The organism is Hylemonella sp. GW821-FHT12C09, from assembly GCF_058807395.1.
Genome location: NZ_JBXAQQ010000001.1, coordinates 359,168 through 376,604, shown reverse-complemented (window position 1 = coordinate 376,604; position 17,437 = coordinate 359,168). Strand labels below are relative to the sequence as shown.

At 67.4% G+C, this 17,437-nt stretch carries 18 protein-coding genes; 12 read left to right on the top strand and 6 right to left on the bottom strand.

Annotation, left to right across the window (positions count from 1 at the left end):
* Genes AC1RRP_RS01910 through AC1RRP_RS01900 form a run of 3 tightly spaced genes read right to left on the bottom strand, consistent with a single transcriptional unit; the run spans position 1 to position 3,664 of the window.
* On the bottom strand, positions 1-666 hold the full coding sequence (locus AC1RRP_RS01910) for an RluA family pseudouridine synthase (RefSeq protein WP_493032695.1): 666 nt from the start codon (positions 664-666) through the stop codon (positions 1-3).
* Positions 650-2,731, bottom strand: a complete 2,082-nt coding sequence (locus AC1RRP_RS01905) for a PAS domain-containing hybrid sensor histidine kinase/response regulator (protein ID WP_493032693.1) — start codon at positions 2,729-2,731, stop codon at positions 650-652. Before AC1RRP_RS01905 ends, AC1RRP_RS01910 begins: the two co-directional genes overlap by 17 nt.
* A gap of 15 nt (positions 2,732-2,746) precedes the next feature.
* On the bottom strand, positions 2,747-3,664 hold the full coding sequence (locus AC1RRP_RS01900; RefSeq protein WP_493032691.1) for an adenylate/guanylate cyclase domain-containing protein: 918 nt from the start codon (positions 3,662-3,664) through the stop codon (positions 2,747-2,749).
* Between the two features lie 287 nt (positions 3,665-3,951).
* Here AC1RRP_RS01900 and AC1RRP_RS01895 point away from each other — a divergent pair, with 287 nt between their 5' ends.
* A complete protein-coding gene (locus tag AC1RRP_RS01895; RefSeq protein ID WP_493032689.1) occupies positions 3,952-4,497 on the top strand; it encodes a cyclic nucleotide-binding domain-containing protein in 546 nt (181 codons plus the stop codon).
* A gap of 5 nt (positions 4,498-4,502) precedes the next feature.
* Here the strand turns inward: AC1RRP_RS01895 and AC1RRP_RS01890 are convergent, their stop codons facing one another.
* Entirely contained in the window at positions 4,503-5,441 is a 939-nt protein-coding gene (locus AC1RRP_RS01890; RefSeq protein WP_493032687.1) for a MerR family transcriptional regulator, read from the bottom strand.
* A gap of 193 nt (positions 5,442-5,634) precedes the next feature.
* Here AC1RRP_RS01890 and AC1RRP_RS01885 point away from each other — a divergent pair, with 193 nt between their 5' ends.
* Genes AC1RRP_RS01885 through AC1RRP_RS01850 form a run of 8 tightly spaced genes read left to right on the top strand, consistent with a single transcriptional unit; the run spans position 5,635 to position 12,565 of the window.
* Positions 5,635-6,927 (top strand): NAD(P)/FAD-dependent oxidoreductase, encoded by a 1,293-nt coding sequence (locus AC1RRP_RS01885; RefSeq protein WP_493032685.1) that lies wholly within the window; start codon positions 5,635-5,637, stop codon positions 6,925-6,927.
* Positions 6,924-7,724 carry a DUF1365 domain-containing protein gene (locus tag AC1RRP_RS01880; RefSeq protein ID WP_493032683.1) on the top strand — a complete coding sequence of 267 codons (801 nt, stop codon included), beginning with the start codon at positions 6,924-6,926 and terminating at the stop codon, positions 7,722-7,724. Before AC1RRP_RS01885 ends, AC1RRP_RS01880 begins: the two co-directional genes overlap by 4 nt.
* A complete protein-coding gene (locus AC1RRP_RS01875; RefSeq protein WP_493032681.1) occupies positions 7,721-8,944 on the top strand; it encodes a class I SAM-dependent methyltransferase in 1,224 nt (407 codons plus the stop codon). Before AC1RRP_RS01880 ends, AC1RRP_RS01875 begins: the two co-directional genes overlap by 4 nt.
* Positions 8,945-8,985: 41 nt before the next feature.
* Complete coding sequence (locus AC1RRP_RS01870; RefSeq protein WP_493032679.1) at positions 8,986-9,489, top strand: chalcone isomerase family protein; 504 nt, start codon at positions 8,986-8,988, stop codon at positions 9,487-9,489.
* Between the two features lie 13 nt (positions 9,490-9,502).
* Positions 9,503-10,774 carry an MFS transporter gene (locus AC1RRP_RS01865; RefSeq protein WP_493032677.1) on the top strand — a complete coding sequence of 424 codons (1,272 nt, stop codon included), beginning with the start codon at positions 9,503-9,505 and terminating at the stop codon, positions 10,772-10,774.
* The gene (locus AC1RRP_RS01860; protein WP_493032675.1) at positions 10,771-11,331 is read left to right on the top strand and encodes a DUF3833 domain-containing protein; all 561 of its coding nucleotides are present in this window, start codon (positions 10,771-10,773) and stop codon (positions 11,329-11,331) included. Before AC1RRP_RS01865 ends, AC1RRP_RS01860 begins: the two co-directional genes overlap by 4 nt.
* A gap of 2 nt (positions 11,332-11,333) precedes the next feature.
* Positions 11,334-12,140, top strand: a complete 807-nt coding sequence (locus tag AC1RRP_RS01855) for an SDR family NAD(P)-dependent oxidoreductase (RefSeq protein ID WP_493032673.1) — start codon at positions 11,334-11,336, stop codon at positions 12,138-12,140.
* Positions 12,137-12,565, top strand: a complete 429-nt coding sequence (locus tag AC1RRP_RS01850; RefSeq protein ID WP_493032671.1) for a nuclear transport factor 2 family protein — start codon at positions 12,137-12,139, stop codon at positions 12,563-12,565. Before AC1RRP_RS01855 ends, AC1RRP_RS01850 begins: the two co-directional genes overlap by 4 nt.
* A gap of 2 nt (positions 12,566-12,567) precedes the next feature.
* Here AC1RRP_RS01850 and AC1RRP_RS01845 read toward each other — a convergent pair whose 3' ends face one another.
* Both AC1RRP_RS01845 and AC1RRP_RS01840 read right to left on the bottom strand, forming a co-directional pair.
* The gene (locus AC1RRP_RS01845; RefSeq protein ID WP_493032669.1) at positions 12,568-13,143 is read right to left on the bottom strand and encodes a TIGR02444 family protein; all 576 of its coding nucleotides are present in this window, start codon (positions 13,141-13,143) and stop codon (positions 12,568-12,570) included.
* Between the two features lie 20 nt (positions 13,144-13,163).
* Positions 13,164-14,084 (bottom strand): LysR family transcriptional regulator, encoded by a 921-nt coding sequence (locus AC1RRP_RS01840; protein WP_493032667.1) that lies wholly within the window; start codon positions 14,082-14,084, stop codon positions 13,164-13,166.
* A 163-nt stretch (positions 14,085-14,247) separates the two neighbouring features.
* Here AC1RRP_RS01840 and AC1RRP_RS01835 point away from each other — a divergent pair, with 163 nt between their 5' ends.
* From AC1RRP_RS01835 to AC1RRP_RS01825, 3 genes are all read left to right on the top strand, one after another.
* Positions 14,248-15,258: a tripartite tricarboxylate transporter substrate binding protein gene (locus AC1RRP_RS01835; protein ID WP_493032665.1), complete on the top strand. Its 1,011-nt coding sequence runs from the start codon at positions 14,248-14,250 to the stop codon at positions 15,256-15,258.
* A gap of 86 nt (positions 15,259-15,344) precedes the next feature.
* Positions 15,345-16,817, top strand: a complete 1,473-nt coding sequence (locus AC1RRP_RS01830; RefSeq protein WP_493032663.1) for a UbiD family decarboxylase — start codon at positions 15,345-15,347, stop codon at positions 16,815-16,817.
* Complete coding sequence (locus AC1RRP_RS01825; protein WP_493032661.1) at positions 16,814-17,410, top strand: UbiX family flavin prenyltransferase; 597 nt, start codon at positions 16,814-16,816, stop codon at positions 17,408-17,410. The genes AC1RRP_RS01830 and AC1RRP_RS01825 overlap by 4 nt, the downstream gene beginning before the upstream one ends.
* Positions 17,411-17,437: the final 27 nt, after the last annotated feature.

Genomic DNA, 17,437 nt, shown 5'->3' with positions numbered 1-17,437 from the left:
TCAGAAGGGGGGCGGGCTGTACCAGTGCAGGGCTTCGCCCGTGGCGGGGTGCGTGAGCGCCAGCTCGGCGGCGTGCAGTTGCAGGCGCGGGCAGCGTGCCTGGGTGTCGGCGTCCGCATAGAGGGCGTCGCCCAGGATGGGGTGGCCGATGGCCTGCAGATGCACGCGCAGCTGGTGCGTGCGGCCCGTCACCGGCTCGAGCTCCAGCCGGGTCTGCGGCCGGCCCCTGGCATCGTGCTCGTGCGCCAGCACGCGCCAGCGCGTCTGGCTGGGCTTGCCGCCGGCGTCCACCCTCTGGCGGGGCCGGTTGGGCCAGTCGCTCATGAGCGGCAGGTCGATCTCGCCCCCCTCGGCGGGCGGCGGCGGCACGTGGCCGGCGACCAGCGCCACGTAGCGTTTGCGGACCGAACGGGATTCGAAGGCCATGCTCAGCGTGCGCTGCATCGCGCTGCCGCGCGCCATCAGCAGCAGGCCAGAGGTGGCCATGTCCAGCCGGTGCACGATCAGCGCGTCGGGCCACAGCGCCTGGGCGCGGGCGCTGGCACAGTCCTGCTTGTCGGTGCCGCGCCCGGGCACCGAGAGCAGGCCGGCGGGTTTGTCCAGCACCAGCAGCGCGTCGTCGGCGTGCAGGCAGGCAATACCGACGGGTTCAGCGCTGGGGCTCACCCTGGATCAGGCGCTGCACGGTGTCGCACAGCTCCGAGACGTCGTTGGGCTTGTGGATCAGGGCACGGGCACCGGCTTCCAGCGCGCTGGCCTCGATCTCGGGCGTGATGTAGCCCGAGGCCAGTGCCATGGGCAGCTTGGGGCGGATGCGGTGCGCGTCCTTGAGCAGCTCGACGCCGCTGTAACCCGGCATGTTGTAGTCGGTCACCAGCAGGTCGTAGTCGTCGGGCTGCGCGCGCAAGGCGGCCAGCGCGGCCTGCGGGTCGGTGTAGACGCTGACCTTGAAACCGCGCCGCGCCAGCACGCGCTCGACCAGGAAGGACAGGGCCTGGTCGTCATCGACGTACATCACGTGGCGGCCGAAGCCCATGGCGGTCTGCAGGCGCGTGGGCTCGGCCGGCGCGGGAAGGCTGTCGCTCTCGGCCTCGGCCGCGGGGAAATAGAGCGTGAATTCGCTGCCGTTGCCGGGCGAGCTGCTCACGTCCACGGTCCCCAGGTGGGTGCGCATCACGCCGTGCACCACGGCCAGGCCCAGGCCCGTGCCCTGGCCCACCGGCTTGGTGGTGAAGAAGGGTTCGAAGATGCGCTGCAGGGTCTCGGCCTCCATGCCGCTGCCGCTGTCACGCACGGCCAGCGTCACGTAGCGGCCCTCGGTCAGGCCCAGGCGCTGGCACTCCAGCATGTCGGGATGGGTGCTGTCGAGTTCGATGCTGACCGTGCCGCGCGCGTTGCCGATGGCGTGGACGGCGTTGGTGCACAGGTTGATCAGGGCCTGCTCGACCTGGGTCGCGTCGGCCAGCACGGCCGGCGTCTCGCGCAGGCGCACCTGCAGGTCCACCGCAGGCGGCAGCGTGACCTTCATGAGGCGCACCGATTCCTGCACCACCTCGACCAGCTGGATCGGGTGGCGCTTGGGCGGCTCGTTGCGGCTGAAGGTCAGGATCTGGCGCACCAGGTCACGACCGCGGCGGCCGGCCTTTTCGACTTCGGTCAGGCAGACCTGCACCGGCGAGTCGGCCCCGGCATCCTGGCGGGCCAGCGTGACGTTGCCCAGGATGGCGCCCAGGATGTTGTTGAAGTCGTGCGCGATGCCGCCGGCCATCGTGCCGATGGCCTGCATCTTGTGCGCCTCGCGCAGCTGCGCTTCGAGGATGTTGCGCTGCACTTCCATCTCGCGGCGCGTCGTCAGGTCGCGCGCGAAGACCGTGGTGATGTCGCCGTCGCCTTCGGGCTGGCGTTCGCGCGAGACGCTGACTTCCAGCATCAGGGGACGGCCTTCCACGGTGCGGCCTATCACTTCGCCCAGCGTGGCCTGGGTCGAGAGGCGGGTGGCGGCGATCGCGCCGATGGCCTCGGGCAGGAAGCGCCCGAGCGAGGTCTTGAGCGCCTGCTCGGGCGGGCAGTGGAAGAGCGCGGCGGCGGCCGGGTTGAAGACGGTGATGCGCTGCTCGCCGTCGACGCAGATGATGGCGTCCAGGGACGAGTTGATGATGGCGGCCAGGCGGTTCTCGGAGAGGCGCAGTTCCTCGTTGCGCTGCTGCAGGGCCAGCGCGCTTTCCTGCAGCGCGCGGCGGCGTTCCTGCAGCGCGCGCCGCTCGGTCAGCAGCGGGCCCTGGTCGATCACGGCGCAGATGAAATGGGTCAGGTCGCGGTCCTGCGAATACTGGATGCGTGCGATGTGCAGGTCGCCGGTGAAGCGGGCCTCCAGCCCGCTGGAGAACACCACCTCGTTGGTGTCGCTATGGCCCTGGATCTTGGCCTCGTCCAGCGACTGCTGCACGCGCTCCACGTGGTCGGGTGTGACCAGGGGCAGCAGGAAGTTCAGCGGCGGGTCGGATTCCTTGGGCCGGAACAGCTTGAGCGCCATGGCGTTGCTCTGCTCCACCATGCCGAACTCGTCGACCACCATGAGTCCTAGCGGCACATTGGAGAACAGCGACTCGAAACGTTCGGAAGCGCCCTCGGCGGCGATGCGGCTGAATTCGAGCGCGCTGTTCTGCGCTTCCAGTTCGGCCTGGTAGGCGCGCAGATCGTCGATCAGCTTGGGGAGGGCCCGGCGGGTCATGGCGCTAGGACCGGCTCAGTTGTTCTTGTTGGTGAACCAGAAGCTGACGATGGGGGCGGTCGGGTCGTCGAAGGAGGCACCCAGCGCCATCTCGCCCTTGTCCAGCAGCACGCATTCCTGGCGGCGCAGGGAGATCACGGCCGAGGAGCCGGCAAAACGCACCCAGGTGCCGTAGCTGCTGATGTCCGAGAGGACGAAGAGTTCGCCGCGGCGATCCAGGCGGGCGTGCAGGCGCGAGACGCGCGGGTCGAGCACCGCGAACTGGGCGTCGTTGCCGCGGCCCAGGAAGACCGGCATGTCCATGGCCTCGAACAGGATGTTGTGCTCGCGCCAGGTCAGCTCGATGGTACTGGGCAGGCGGCTGCTGGGCGCGCCGACCGTCTCCAGACCGGCCTGCATGGTCATGATCTCGGAGGTGGTCTCGCGCTGCCAGTCGATGCGGTAGACGATGATGGGCTCGCTCTTGCCCCGGATGTCCATGGGGCCGAGGTTGCGGTAGTTGATGTCGCCGTCGTTGTACAGCGCCTCGATGACGCTCTCGGACGCAAAGATCTGCTCGGCGCCCGACAGGTCGCTCAGGCGCGAGGCCATGTTGACGGCGTCACCGAAGCAGTCGCCGTCCTGTTCCACCACTTCGCCGCGGGCCAGCCCCACCTTGACCTGCATCTTGCTCAGGCCCGGCATGCTGCTGCTGCGCTCGCGCTGCATGCGCTGCATCTCGACCATGGACAGCACGGCGGCCTGGTTGTCGGAAAAGGAGGCCAGCACCCCGTCGCCCAGGTACTTGATGACACGCCCGCCGCGCGCCTGGAAGGTCTTGCCTATCCAGTGCGTGGTGCGTGTCACCAATTCAGCCGCCCTGGCATTGCCCAATGCCTCGAACAGCCCGGTACTTCCGGTCAGGTCAGCAAAGACGATGGTGAGGACGGCCATGCGATCGGAATGTTGGAGAGTATGCGTATGCTTATTATGCCGGCCCCGCCACGGGGCGCGGACGCGGCCATGGAGGCCGAGCTGATCGGCGACAAGTATACGGGTCGTCCGGTTTCTGGACGGCCGGGCGGCACCCGGCGCAGGCGCCGCCGGTCCAGCTGCGCGCGGCGTAAGACGCGCTGCCACCGTGCGAAAAATGCCAGGCCGTGGCGTGCCACGGCCGCCACCGCTGTGTAAGATGTGCGATGTACCGCCAGCAGGCGGTGCGCCACAGGGGACACAAGAACATGGGCATCAATCCTGCCATCGTCCAGAACATCGCCGAGCGGGTGCGGGCCGAGGTGTTGCCCCCGCGCGCTGCATCGGTGCTCAAGCTCGACCCGGCCATCATCCAGAAGATCGCGCAGAAGGTTCCGATTTTTGCGGGCATGAGCCAGCCTTGCCTGCTGGACACGCTGGCCACGGGCGAACATTTCACGGTCCAGACCGGCGAAGCGGTGTTCCGTGAAGGCGACATGGGCAACTCCTTTTATGTCCTGATCGCCGGCGACGTGGTGGTCGAAAAGATGCGCGACGGCAAACCGGTCGAGTTGGCGCGCCTGGGTCCGGGCGAGTGCTTCGGCGAGATGGCCCTGGTCGGCAACGACGTGCGGTCGGCCACGGTGCGCGCCACCGGCCCGCTGGTGGCCATGCGTTTCTACCGCGAACTCATCGATGCCAACCCCGAGAGCGCCTCGGCCATCTACCGCAACATCGCCCGCATCCTGGCGGGCCGCCTGGGCGAGTCCAGCCTGATGCTGGCCGATCTGAAAAAGCGCGACAGCGCAGCCTGAGTTCCTCATGCCGACGGGGTCGGCCAGGGCTGGCCCGCACTCCACAGGCCCAGCAGACGGCCGATGTCTTCCAGCCGGGGTACCGGGGTCACGCCCTCGGGGGGGCGCCGTTGCAGCACCGGGTGGCTGCCACCGGCCCAGATCTCGATCCCGGCCGGCAGCCGGCTGCGCAGATCCTGCAGGCTGCGCTGCAGCAGCTGCGCATTGAAGGCCGGGCTGAAGCTCAGGCCCACGATCTGGGCGCGGTTGGCCTGCGCCGCGCGCACGATCTCGGCCACGGGTGTCTGGGCCCCGAGCGAGACGCATTCGCAGCCTTCCAGAACCAGGGTGATCTCGGCCATCAGCAGGCCCAGCATGTGGGATTCCTGCGGAAAGGTTGCCAGCAGCACCCGCGGGCGGCCCGGGCGCGGCATGGAGGCCATGCTGCCCAGGGCGCTGCGCAGCACGGCGGTCACGCTCTCCGTATACATATGTTCCTCGAACACCTGGATCTCGCCGCGCACCCAGGCTTCGCCTACCTGTGCGTTCAGCGGCGCCAGCAGTTCGGTCAGGAAGCGGCCCAGGCCCAGTCGCAGCACGGCCTGGTTCAGGGTGCGGCGCAAGGCCATCACCTCGTGCTGGCGCACCAGGTCCAGGACGGCCTGCAGTTCGGGGGTGAGGGGGGAGTGCGTCGGGACCGGGGCCGAGTCCAGCAGCAGTTGCTGCAACTCGGCCAGCGACAGGGGCACCACGCGCCCGGGGCGCTGGCCGGCCCCCAGCAGGCGTGCAATCAGGCGCAGGCGCTCGACCTGCTCGGACGGGTACAGGCGCTCGTCGAAGGCGTCGCGCACGGGCTGCGGGAAGCCGTAACGGCGTTCCCATACGCGCAGCGTGTCCTTGGAAAGACCCGTGTCGCGCTCCACCGCGGCGATGGGCAGGTCGGTGCCGGCCGTCGCGCCTGTCATTCCTGACTCATCAGTAAGGTCTTTCACTATAAATCTTTTTGTCTAGGACAAACGAAGATAATCTTCGAAAACAACGCGATATTAACTGTTTAACCTAAGTTTTGTCCATGTCAAAAATTCTTTCCAACTGCTCCCGCTGGTCAGGCAAATCGGCCGTTCCGGGCGTCCCGGGCCCGTGGAAGCGAGCCTGCACATGAAGGTCGCCATCGTCGGCTCCGGCATTTCCGGCCTGGCCGTGGCCCATGCTTTGCAGGGCCATGCCGAGCTGACCCTGTACGAGGCGGGTGACTATTTCGGCGGTCACACCCACACGGTGGACGTGACCTTGCCCACCCACCATGGGTCCGTCACCTGGGGTGTGGACACCGGTTTCCTGGTCTTCAACGAGCGCACCTACCCCAACCTGATCCGCCTGTTCGGTGAACTGGACATCGCCACCGCCAAGACCGACATGTCCTTCTCGGTCCAGGCCGGTGGAGCCGGCCGCCGGCTGGAATGGAACGGTGCGAGCCTCAACAGCGTGTTTGCCCAGCGCAGCAATCTGCTGAACTGGCGCTTCCTGCGCATGCTGCGCGAGGTGCTGCGTTTCAACCGCCTGGCCACGACCCTGGCCGAAGCCGGGGCCGATGCGCAGCTGTCCCAGCCCCTGGGCGAGTGGCTGGACGAACAGCGTTTCAGCGTCGAATTCCGTGACTGGTACTTCCTGCCCATGATGGCCTGCATCTGGAGCTGTCCGACGGTGCAGATGCTCGAGTTCCCCGTGGCCACCATGATCCGCTTCTGTCACAACCACGGCCTGATCCAGGTGAACAACCGCCCGCAGTGGTGGACGGTGACGGGCGGCGCGCGCCGTTATGTCGAGAAGATCGTGGCGCGCATCCCCGACAAGCGTCTCAATACTCCCGTGCGCGCCATCGAGCGCGACGACCACGGCGTGACGCTCACCACCGACCATGGCGCCCAGCGTTTCGACCAGGTCGTGCTGGCCACCCACTCCGACCAGGCCCTGGCCCTGCTGCGCCGGCCGTCGGCCGAAGAAGGCCGCGTGCTGGGTGCCATCCGCTACCAGGCCAACCGCGCCGTGCTGCACACCGATGCCTCCGTGCTGCCCGAGCGCCGCCTGGCCTGGGCCGCCTGGAACTACGAGCGCGCACCCGCCACCGGGCAGGAAAGCAGCCGCGTCTGCCTGCACTATCTGCTGAACCAGCTGCAGCCGCTGCCCTTCGAGCAGCCGGTGGTCGTCAGCCTCAACCCGCTGCGCGAGATCGAACCGCAGCATGTGCTGGGCGACTACGCGTACGCGCATCCGGTGTTCGACCTGGGTGCCATTGCCGCGCAGAAGGAACTGCCCAGGCTGCAGGGCCGCCAGCGTACCTGGTACGCCGGCGCCTGGACCGGCTACGGTTTTCACGAAGACGGCCTCAAGTCCGGCCTGTTGGTGGCGCAGCAACTGCTGGCGCGCATGGCCTATCGGGAAGCTGCATGAGCCAGCCCGACGTGCCCCTGATCGCCCGCGGCCAGGTGCGCCACACGCGCCTGCGCCCGACGCGGCACGCTTTTGCCTACTCCACCTTCTTTCTCATGCTGCCGCTGCGCAGCATGTGCCGCTATGGCAGTGGCGAGCTGGCGCACAACCGTGCCGGCTGGCTCAGCTTCCATGACAGCGACCATGGCGACGGCCGCGGTGCCGCGCAGGGCGGGGCGCTGGGCTGGATGGAGGAGTTGCTGCGGCGCGAAGGCATCACGGATGCCGACGGCGAGATCTGGTTGCATTCCTACCCGCGTGTGCTGGGGTACGCCTTCAAGCCGGTGAGCTTCTGGTACTGCCACCGCCGCGACGGCACGCTGCGCGCCATCGTGGCCGAGGTCAACAACACCTTCGGCGAGCGCCACTGCTACCTGCTCGATGCGCCGCGCTACGGCCAGGAGCAGCGCGCCAGCAAGGTCTTCCACGTCTCGCCCTTCTGCCGCGTGGAAGGCGAATACCGCTTCCGCTTCATGCGCACCGAGCGTGCCGGCTTGGAGCGCACCGTCGCCTGCGTCGACCTGATGGATGCCCAGGGCCTGCTGCTGCAGACCAGCGTCAGCGGCGTGCTGCAGCCCTATACCGCGCTGAGCGCGCGCCGTGTGCTGTGGCGCCAGCCGGCCATGACGCTGGCGTTGATCGCCCACATCCATTGGCAGGCCGTGCGCCTGTGGCTCAAGCGCGTCCCCTTTTTCGCCAAGCCGGTGCCTCCCGCCGACTTCGTCACCCGTTCCATCCCTCCAGCCTCCACGCCATGAACACCACCACGGCTTCCCGCCTCGTGCTGCCGCGCAGCGCGCCCGCCAGTGCCCGCTCCGTCCTGCGCCTGCTCGAACGACTGCAGCATGGCACGCTCTCCCTGCAACTGCCCGACGGCACCCAGCTGCGCTACGGCAACGGCGAGCAGCCGGCTGCCAGCCTGGTGCTGCACGACTGGGCCGTTTTCGGCGCCACGATGAAGTCCGGTGACATCGGCTTCGCCGAAAGCTACATGGCCGGCCAGTGGACGACCTCCGACCTGGCCGCACTGCTGCGCCTGTTCATCCGCAACCGCCAGGCGCTGGAGGAGGTGATCTACGGCAGCTGGCTGGGCAGCCTGTTCTACCGCCTGCGTCACCTCTTCCACCGCAACACCCGGACCAACAGCCGCAAGAACATCCACGCCCACTACGACCTGGGCAATGCCTTCTACCGCCTGTGGCTGGACGGCACCATGAACTACTCCTCGGCCTGGTTCGAGGGCAAGCTGGACGGCGACATGGTTGCCGCCCAGCAGGCCAAGGTGCGGCGCGCGCTGCGCCTGGCGGGTGTGCAGCCGGGTGACCGCGTGCTGGAGATCGGCTGTGGCTGGGGCGCGCTGGCCGAGATGGCCGTCACCGAATTCCAGGCCGCGCTGACCGGTGTCACGCTGAGCACCGAGCAGCTGGGTTGGGGCCGGGAGCGCATGCGCAATCTGGGGCCCGAGGCCGCCGCGCGCGCCGACCTGCGCCTGCAGGACTACCGCGACATCAACGACGGCCCGTATGACGCGATCTGCTCCATCGAGATGGTCGAGGCCGTGGGCCAGGAATACTGGCCGACCTACTTCCAGAGCGTGGCGCGATTGCTCAAGAGCGGTGGCCGTGCCTGCATCCAGAGCATCGTGATCGAGGACCGCCTGTTCGAGCGCTACCTCCACTCGACCGATTTCATCCAGCAGTACATCTTCCCCGGTGGCTGCCTGCCGTGCCCCGCCGAGTTCCGCCGCCAGGCGCAGGCGGCCGGCCTGAAGGTGGTGGACGAACTGTCCTTCGGTCCCGACTACGCCGAAACCCTGCGTCGCTGGCGCCGCCAGTTCCTGGCGGAGCGCAGCCGCATCCTGCAACTCGGATTTGACGAAAGGTTCATGCACCTATGGGAGTTCTACCTCGCCTACTGCGAAGCGGCCTTCGACGAAGCCAATATCGACGTGATCCAGTTCACGCTACAAAAAGCGTAGCAACTTTCGCCGGACTCGTCCTGCTGCTGGCCGCCGCGCCGGTGCTGGCCGAGAGCGTGCCGCCGCCGGCGCGGGTTGCCTCGCCCCTGCTGGCGCAGCCGCGCCAGGCCGGCAGCGGCCTGTACACCTGGTGGGGTTTCGACGTCTACCAGGCCAGCCTGTGGGTCGAGCCCGGTTTCGATGCCGCGGCCCTGCCGCGCCAGCGTTATGCGCTGGAGCTGCACTACCGGCGCGACTTCAAGGGGCGCGACATCGCCCAGCGCTCCATCGACGAGATGCGTCGCGTCGGCCCCTTCAGCGACGCGCAGGCGCAAGCCTGGCTGCAGGCCATGGTCGCGGTCTTTCCGGATGTGTCCAACGGCGACCGACTGACCGGCGTGAACCTGCCGGGCCGCGGCGCGCAGTTTTACGCCAACGGCAAGCCCGCGGGGGAAATCGCCGACCCCGAGTTCGCCCGCCTGTTCTTCGGGATCTGGCTGTCGGAGCAGACCTCGGCCCCGAGGTTGAGGCTGGCCCTGCTGGGCCAGTCCGCGAGCGCCCGCTGAACGGCAAACCTGCATGACGACCTCTTCCACACTCTCGGTCGCGCAAGCCTGGCGCTATGGCCTCATGGGCCTGCCGCTGGCATTCGTGGCCTTGCCACTGTATGTGCTGCTGCCCAACCACTATGCGCGCGAGTTCGGCGTGCCGCTGGCCACGCTGGGCGCCTTGCTGCTGGCCACGCGCCTGGCCGATGCGCTGATCGATCCGCTGCTGGGCCGCGTGAGCGACCGGCTCTACCGCCGGTCCCCGGTCACGCTGCTGGCCTGGGCCGCGCTCGCGTGCGGGCTCATGGGCGGGGGGTTTGCGCTGCTCTTCTTTCCTCCGCTGCGCAGCGGGGGCGGCCTGCTGGTCGTCAGCGCCGTGCTGCTGATGCTCACCTACGCCAGCTTCAGCGCGGTGACCCTCTCGCACCAGGCCTGGGGTGCCTTGCTCGGGGGTGACGCCGTGCGCCAGAGCCGCCTGGTGGCCTGGCGCGAGGGCCTGGGCCTCGTCGGTGTGCTGCTGGCGTCGGTGGCGCCCGTGCTGTGGGGGCTGGACGTCATGGTTGGCCTGTTCTGGGGCGCCTTGCTGCTGGGCTGGCTGGCCTGGCGCGCGGCGCCGCGCCCGGCGGCCGATGCGATCACGGGTACGGCGTCCGAGGCCGGCCATCTCTGGCAACCCTGGCAGCGCGCGCCCTTTCGTCGCCTGCTCGCGGTCTTCATGTTGAACGGCATCGCCAGCGCGGTGCCGGCCACGCTGGTGCTCTTTTTCGTGCAGGACCGGCTGCAGGCGTCGGCGTCCATGGAGCCGCTCTTTCTGGGCAGCTACTTCCTGAGTGCGGCCCTGTCCATGCCCCTGTGGCTGGCCGCCGTGCGCCGCTTCGGCCTGGCCCGCAGCTGGCTGGGCGGCATCGGGCTGGCGGTGGCCGTCTTCGTCTGGGCCAGCACCCTGGGCAGCGGGGATGCCTGGCTCTTCATCGCCATCTGCGTGCTCTCGGGCGCCGCCTTGGGTGCCGACCTCGTGATGCCTGGCGCCATGCTGGCCGGCCTCATTGCGCGCGCCGGTGACCTGGGTCGCACGCAAGGCGCCTACTACGGCTGGTGGAACTTCGCCACCAAACTCAACCTCGCCCTGGCCGCCGGCCTGGCCCTGCCCCTGCTGGGTTTCTACGGTTATGCGCCTGGCGCGCGCGAGCCCCAGGCCCTGCAGTCGCTCACCATCGCCTACTGCCTGCTGCCCTGTGCGCTCAAGCTGGCGGCGGGTGGCCTGCTTTATGTCTTCTTTATCCATCGCAAAGGGTCCTCATGAAACGTCGTCTCCTGCTGACCGGCGCCGCCGCGCTTGGCGCCACCACCCTGGCCGGCTGTGCCTCGCCCACCGTGGCCGATTACGCCCAGGAAAAACCCGAGCTCGACCTGCGCCGTTATTTCAACGGCACGGTGGATGCCTACGGTGTCTTCACCGATCGCTCGGGCAAGGTCGTCAAGCGTTTCACCGTGGTCATGAACTGCAGCTGGAGCGGCGAGAGCGGCCGCGAGGTCGGCGTGCTCGACGAAGACTTCACCTACTCCGATGGCACGACACAGAAGCGCATCTGGACGCTGCGTCGCCGCCCTGGGGCCGGCAGGCAGGGGCTCTATGTCGGCACCGCCGGTGACGTGGTGGGCGAGGCCCATGGCGAGGAGCGCGGCAACGCCTTCTACTGGGCCTACGACCTGGACCTGCCGGTGGACGGGCGCAACATCGTCGTACATTTCGAGGACTGGATGTACCAGATGAACGACCGCGTCATGCTCAACCGCGCCACCATGAGCAAATGGGGGGTGCGCCTGGGTGAAGTCACCCTGTCCTTCAGCAAGCGCTGACCATGGCTCTCAATCCTCCCCTGCGCAACTGGGCCGGCAAGACGGTCTGGCTGGTCGGTGCCTCCAGCGGCATCGGCCAGGCCTGCGCCGACCTGCTGCACGCACAAGGCGCCACGGTGTTTGTCTCAGCCCGCAAGGCGGATCAGCTCGATGCCTGGGTGGCCGCACACCCGGGTGCCGATGCCCAGGGCCGGCCGCGCGCCGTGGCCCTGGCGCTGGATGTCACGGACCGCCGCGCCCTGCAGCTGGCCAGCGACGCTGTCGCCGAGCGCGGCCCGCTGGACCTGGTGGTGTACTGCGCCGGCTATTACCTGCCGGTCGACGCCCGGGCCTACAGCCTGGAGGAAATGCTGCGCCACGAACAGGTCAACTACGTGGGCGCTCTCTACCTGCTGGAGGCGGTGTTGCCTCAGCTGCAGCGGCAGGCCGCGGCGGGGCAGGGCGGGCACTTGAGCCTGGTCAGCAGCGTGGCGGGCTTCCGCGGCCTGCCCAAGAGCCTGGCCTACGGCCCGACCAAGGCCGCGCTCATCAACCTGGCCGAAGCCCTCTACCTGGACCTGGGTGCCCTGGGCCTGGGCGTGAGCGTGGTCAACCCCGGCTTCGTCGAGACGCCGCTGACCGCGCAGAACGATTTCAGGATGCCCGCGCTCATCACGCCCGAAGTCGCAGCGCGCGAGATGCTGGCCGGCTGGGCGCGCGGCGACTTCGAATTGCATTTTCCCAAACGCTTCACGCGCTGGCTCAAGTTCATGCGCCTGTTGCCCTACCGTCTCTACTTCCCCCTGGTTAGAAAGGCCACCGGAGCATGAGCCATGCCGTCGAAAAGATCGCCGTCTTCTTTGAAACGCTGACGCCGCAGAGCGTCGAGCGTTTTCCCGAGTTCTATACCGAAGACGCGTATTTCAAGGACCCCTTCAACGAGGTGCGCGGCATCCTGCCCATCCAGCGCATCTTCCGCCACATGTACGTCAACCTGCACGAGCCACGGTTCGTCGTGACCGGCCGCGTGGTCGAGGGCGAGCAGGTCCTGCTGACCTGGGATTTCCATTTCCGTTTCCGCAACTTCAAGACCAGCGAGCTGCAGACCATCCGCGGCGCCACGCATCTGCGGCTGGCCCATGACGGGCGCATCCGCTCGCACCGGGACTACTGGGATGCGGCCGAGGAGCTTTACGAGAAGCTGCCGCTGGTGGGCGGGCTGATGCGCTGGTTGAAGAATCGCGCGAACCGCTAGGGTCAGGCTGGTCCGCGGGGCAGCTCCTGAGGCATCGCGCCTGCCTGGCACTCGAGGGTTTCGATGGCTTGTTGTACTTGCGGCAGTTGCAGGTGCTGCGCAGGCAGCTGGCTGAGTTGAAGGTACAGGCGAACCACCTCTCGGACAGTTGTTCCGCTGCGCTGACCGGCAGCGGGTGGCGCAGCCTGCGCCTGGAATTCGAGATGTAACATGGCCAGGGTCACCTTCTCGGCCTGCAGCTCGGCCTGCTTGACCTCTTGCCGGATGCGTTCAAGTAGCGCCCGCGGGACCGGGGCGATGCCGTCTTTCATGTCTTGGCGCAGATGGCGCAAGGGCAAGATCACGCGCTTCCGCCAGCCGCGCACCCGCTGGTCTGACGCTTCCAGCTGCGCCGGTGTCAGCGGCCGGCCCTGGTTCGCGGCGTAGAACGCATACAGCAGGACGCAGACATCCACGCCGGCGTGCGCCTGCAGGGCCAGGCAAGCGGGCGCTACCCCCGACTTGGCGTACAGAGCCAGCGCATAGCGCCACAAGGGCGACTCCATCGGGTCATCGTGGCGGATCGGGTCGCTGGTCATGGGGGCTACTGCAGTGGGCGTCAGGGACGGACTGGTGTTGCTGGAGATGTTGCTGTCCGGGACTGCGCGTGTTGCTCCAGCATGGCGATGAAGGCCGAGGCCGCCGGGCTCAAGGCTCGCCGCGGGTGGGTGACGCACACGACGTGGCGTACCAGCGTCGGCTCCACGATGGTGTGGGCCAGCAGGACGCCTTCCTCCACCCGGCTGCGAACGGCGATCCGTGGCAATAGGGTGGCATAACTGCCCATCTCGACCAACTGCAGGAGGGCGTTCATCGAATCCACTTCCAGCGCAGGCGACAACTCGACGCCTTCGACCTGGGCGAAGCTCTCCAGAATGTCGCGCAGGCCGTGCAGTCGCGTGGGCAGCACCAGCTTGAGGGCTGTAGCCTGGCGCAGCGCGACGGTTTCGCTTAGCGGCGCGTGCCGCAGCCCCGTCACGAGGACGAAGTCCTCGCTCAGCACCGGGTGGCTGTTGAGGGCCAGCTTGCGACGTGGCTGGTTGATGATGGCCGCGTCCAGCAGCCCTTCGGTTACGGCTTTGCACAGGGCTGGCGTGTAGCCATCACTCAGCGACAGGGTAACGCGTGGATGGGCTTCGGAGAATTCGGTCACGGCGCCCGCCAGCAGGTCCTGCGCCACGGTGGCGATCAGCCCGATGGACACGTGGCCGCTAAGTTCGCCATCTGTCTGCATCAGCAGCTCGCGCGCGCGGGCAAAGTCGCCCATCACCGGGCGAAACAGCTTGTACATCTGACGCCCTGCCGGCGTGGGCTCCATGCCGCGCGTGCTGCGGATGAAGAGCTGCTGTCCGAGCTCGCTCTCCAGCTTGGCCAGCTGCATGCTCAGGGCCGGCTGCACCACGTTCAGGCGGCTGGCCGCCTTGGTCATCGACCTCTCGTCATAGAGCGAGAGAAAGTATTGAACCTGACGGAATTCCATGGCGAAAAGGGTGGTCGGACGGTGTTGTGATGGAAATCACGATTCGTGATTATTGGCATCAATATATATTAATTGACGTGATGGATGGGGGTTTTTAGACTGCCAAGCATTCAACCTGCCGTGCATACCGGTTGCCTGCAGCTCATAACGAAGGAGATACACCGTGTCTGGAAATTCCAAGATTCGTCCGCTGTCGCGCCGGCGTTCCCTGTCGGGCTCCATGCTGGCCTTGGTGGCCTGCGGCGCGCTCCTGGGCAGTGTCCAGGCGCTGGCCCAGGTTTTCCCGAGCAAGCCGGTACGCATCGTCGTACCCTACCCGCCGGGCGGCTTTAACGACACTTTGGGCCGTCTGGTGGCCAACCAGCTCAGCAGGACCTGGAAACAGTCCGTGATCGTGGACAACAAGCCCGGTGGAGGCACCGTCATCGGTACTCAGGCCGTGGCCATGTCGCCAGCCGACGGCCATACCTTGCTGGTGATCCAGTTTCCGTTTGCCGCCAACCCCTGGCTGTACAAATCGCTGCCTTACGACAGCGAGAAGGCCTTCGCGCCGGTGGTGCTGGCGGGCCGCTCGCCCATGCTTCTGGTGACCCACTCGAGTTCGTCCCTGCGCACCGTGGACGATGTGCTGGCGCGAGCCCGGGCCAAGCCCGAAGCGCTGAACTACGGTTCCTCGGGCGCGGGCTCCTCCAATCACCTGGCGATGGCCTACTTCGAGTCGACGGCCGGCGTGAGGCTCATGCAGGTGCCCTACAAGGGCAGCACGCCCCTGCTGACCGACCTGGCCGGTGGTCAGCTCGACCTGGCCTTCGACGCGTTGCCCCATGCGCTGCCTTTCATCCAGTCGGGCAAGATGCGCGCGATCGCCATCGCCAATGCCAAGCGCTCGCCGCTGATGCCGGACCTGCGCACGGTCGGCGAGTCCGGGGTGCCGAACTATGAGGTGTCGTCCTGGCACGGCTTTGTGGTCCCCGCCGGCACGCCGGCGGCCGTGATCGAGCGCCTGAATCGCGATATCAACGCGGTGCTCGCCACGGACGAGGTCCGGAACATCTTTGCCCAGCAGGGCGTCGTCCCCGATGGCGGCACGCCGGCCCAGTTCAAGTCGTTCATCGATGGCCAGATGGCTTTATGGAAAAAAGTCATCGTGCAAGGAAACATCACGGCCGAGTAAGCGGCCACGGGCCCAGCCAACCAGGATCCCAACGGGCCATCGGACGATGGCCCGCGGGAGAAGGCCGGCCTGCAGTTCAAACCAACATGGATAAACCTCTCATGACGAAGCAGCAGACCCCCAACGTACCCCGCTCGGACTTGCGCGAATGGCTGGCGCATCTGGAGGCCACCGGTCGGCTGGCCGTGCTGCGCGAGGGCGTGGCGCTGAAGCACCGGCTGGCCGCCGTTGCCAAGCGGCTCGATGGTCACCAGGCCAGCTACTTTCCTGATGCCGGTGCCACTGGCATGCCCGTGGTGTCGGGTTTCATGTCGCGGCGCAGCTGGATCGCCGAGGCCATGGGCGTGCCCGAGTCTGACATGCTGGCGCATTTTCGCAAGGCAGCCGACAGCCCGCTACCCTGGCGCGAGGTGCAGGCTTCGCAGGCGCCCTGCCAGCAGGAGGTCGTGCGGGGTGCCGATGTTCTTAAGCTGCTGCCGGTGCCGACCCACAGCGAACACGACAACGGCCCTTACATCACCGCCGGTCTGGTGATCGCACGCAACCCGGTGACGGGCGTACAGAACGTCTCGATCAACCGCATCCAGGTCCATTCAGGAATCCGCATGGCCATCCTGATGCTGCCGCGCCACCTGATGGCCTTCTACAAGGAGGCCGAGTCGCGCAACCAGGTGCTGGAGGTGGCGGTGGTGATCGGGGTGGACCCGCTGACGCTGCTGGCGTCGCAGGCGATCGCGCCGATCGACTATGACGAACTCGGGATTGCGGGGGCCTTGCATGGCGCGCCTCTGCCGGTGGTTAAGTGTCGGACTAACGAGGTACGGGTGCCGGCCAACAGCGAGATCGTGATCGAGGGGCGGCTGCTGCCCGGCGTGCGCGAGCCCGAAGGGCCGTTCGGCGAGTTTCCGAAGTACTACAGCGCGCGCGAGCGCCGCGAGGTCATCGAGGTGGACGCCATCACGCATCGCCACAACCCGATCTACCACACCATCGTGCCGGCGGAAATGGAGCACCTGCTGCTGGGCTCCATCCCGCGCGAGGCCACCTTACTGGCGCACCTGCAGCGCAGTTTCCCCAATGTCCTGGACGTGCACCTGTCGATCGGCGGGGTGGGGCGCTACCACCTGTTCGTCAAGTTGCGCAAGACGCACGAAGGCCAACCCAAGAATGTGATCTGTGCCGCTTTCGGTGCCCACTACGACATCAAGCAGGTGATCGTGGTCGACGACGATGTGGAGGTGCACGACCCGGAACAGGTGGAGTGGGCCGTGGCCACGCGCTTCCAGGCCGATCGCGACCTCGTGGTGATTGCCGGAGCACAGGGTTCGGTGCTCGATCCGTCTACCACCGTCGGCCAGGACTACCAGGAAGGCGGCGCGCCGCCGGCGCATCTGCAAGGGCTGAGCGCCAAGATGGGGTTGGACGCGACCCGTCCGGTGGTCTACCACGAGCATGTGTTCACCAAGGTGCGCGTCCCCGGCGAGGCCGATGTCGATCTGAAGCAGGAGGTACGTTCCGAGGCACGCATCGACTGGCGTACCGGTGGCGTCAAGGCATGAGCCGACCCGATCGCAAGCGACTGATCGTCGCCATCACGGGCGCCAGCGGCGCGATCTACGGCGTGCGCCTGCTCGAGCAGCTGCGCGACCTGCCGGAGTGGGAGACCCATCTGATTGTGTCGGCCGCGGGCGTCCTGACCGCCGTCGAGGAGCTCAACCTCAAACGCGCTGACATCGAGGCGCTGGCTGATGTCGTGCACAACGCCAAGGACATCGGCGCGGCGGTCTCGAGCGGCTCGTTCCACACCGCGGGCATGGTGATCGCACCGTGCTCGATGAAGACCTTGGCGGAGATTGCCCACGGCATGGCCGGCAACCTGGTCAGCCGCGCGGCCGACGTGGTGCTTAAGGAGCGCCGCCGCCTGGTCCTGCTGGCGCGCGAGACGCCTCTGAACCTGGCCCACCTGCGCAACATGACCGCCGTGACGGAGATGGGCGGGATCGTGTTCCCGCCGATGCCGGCCTTCTATACCAAGCCATCGTCGATTGACGACGTGGTCAACCACACGGTGGGACGGGTGCTCGACTTGTTCGAGATCGACCACACCCACCTGGTGCGCCGTTGGCAGGGACTCGGCGTCCAGGATCAGTAAGTTCGAAGTCCCGGTTTCTTGACATTC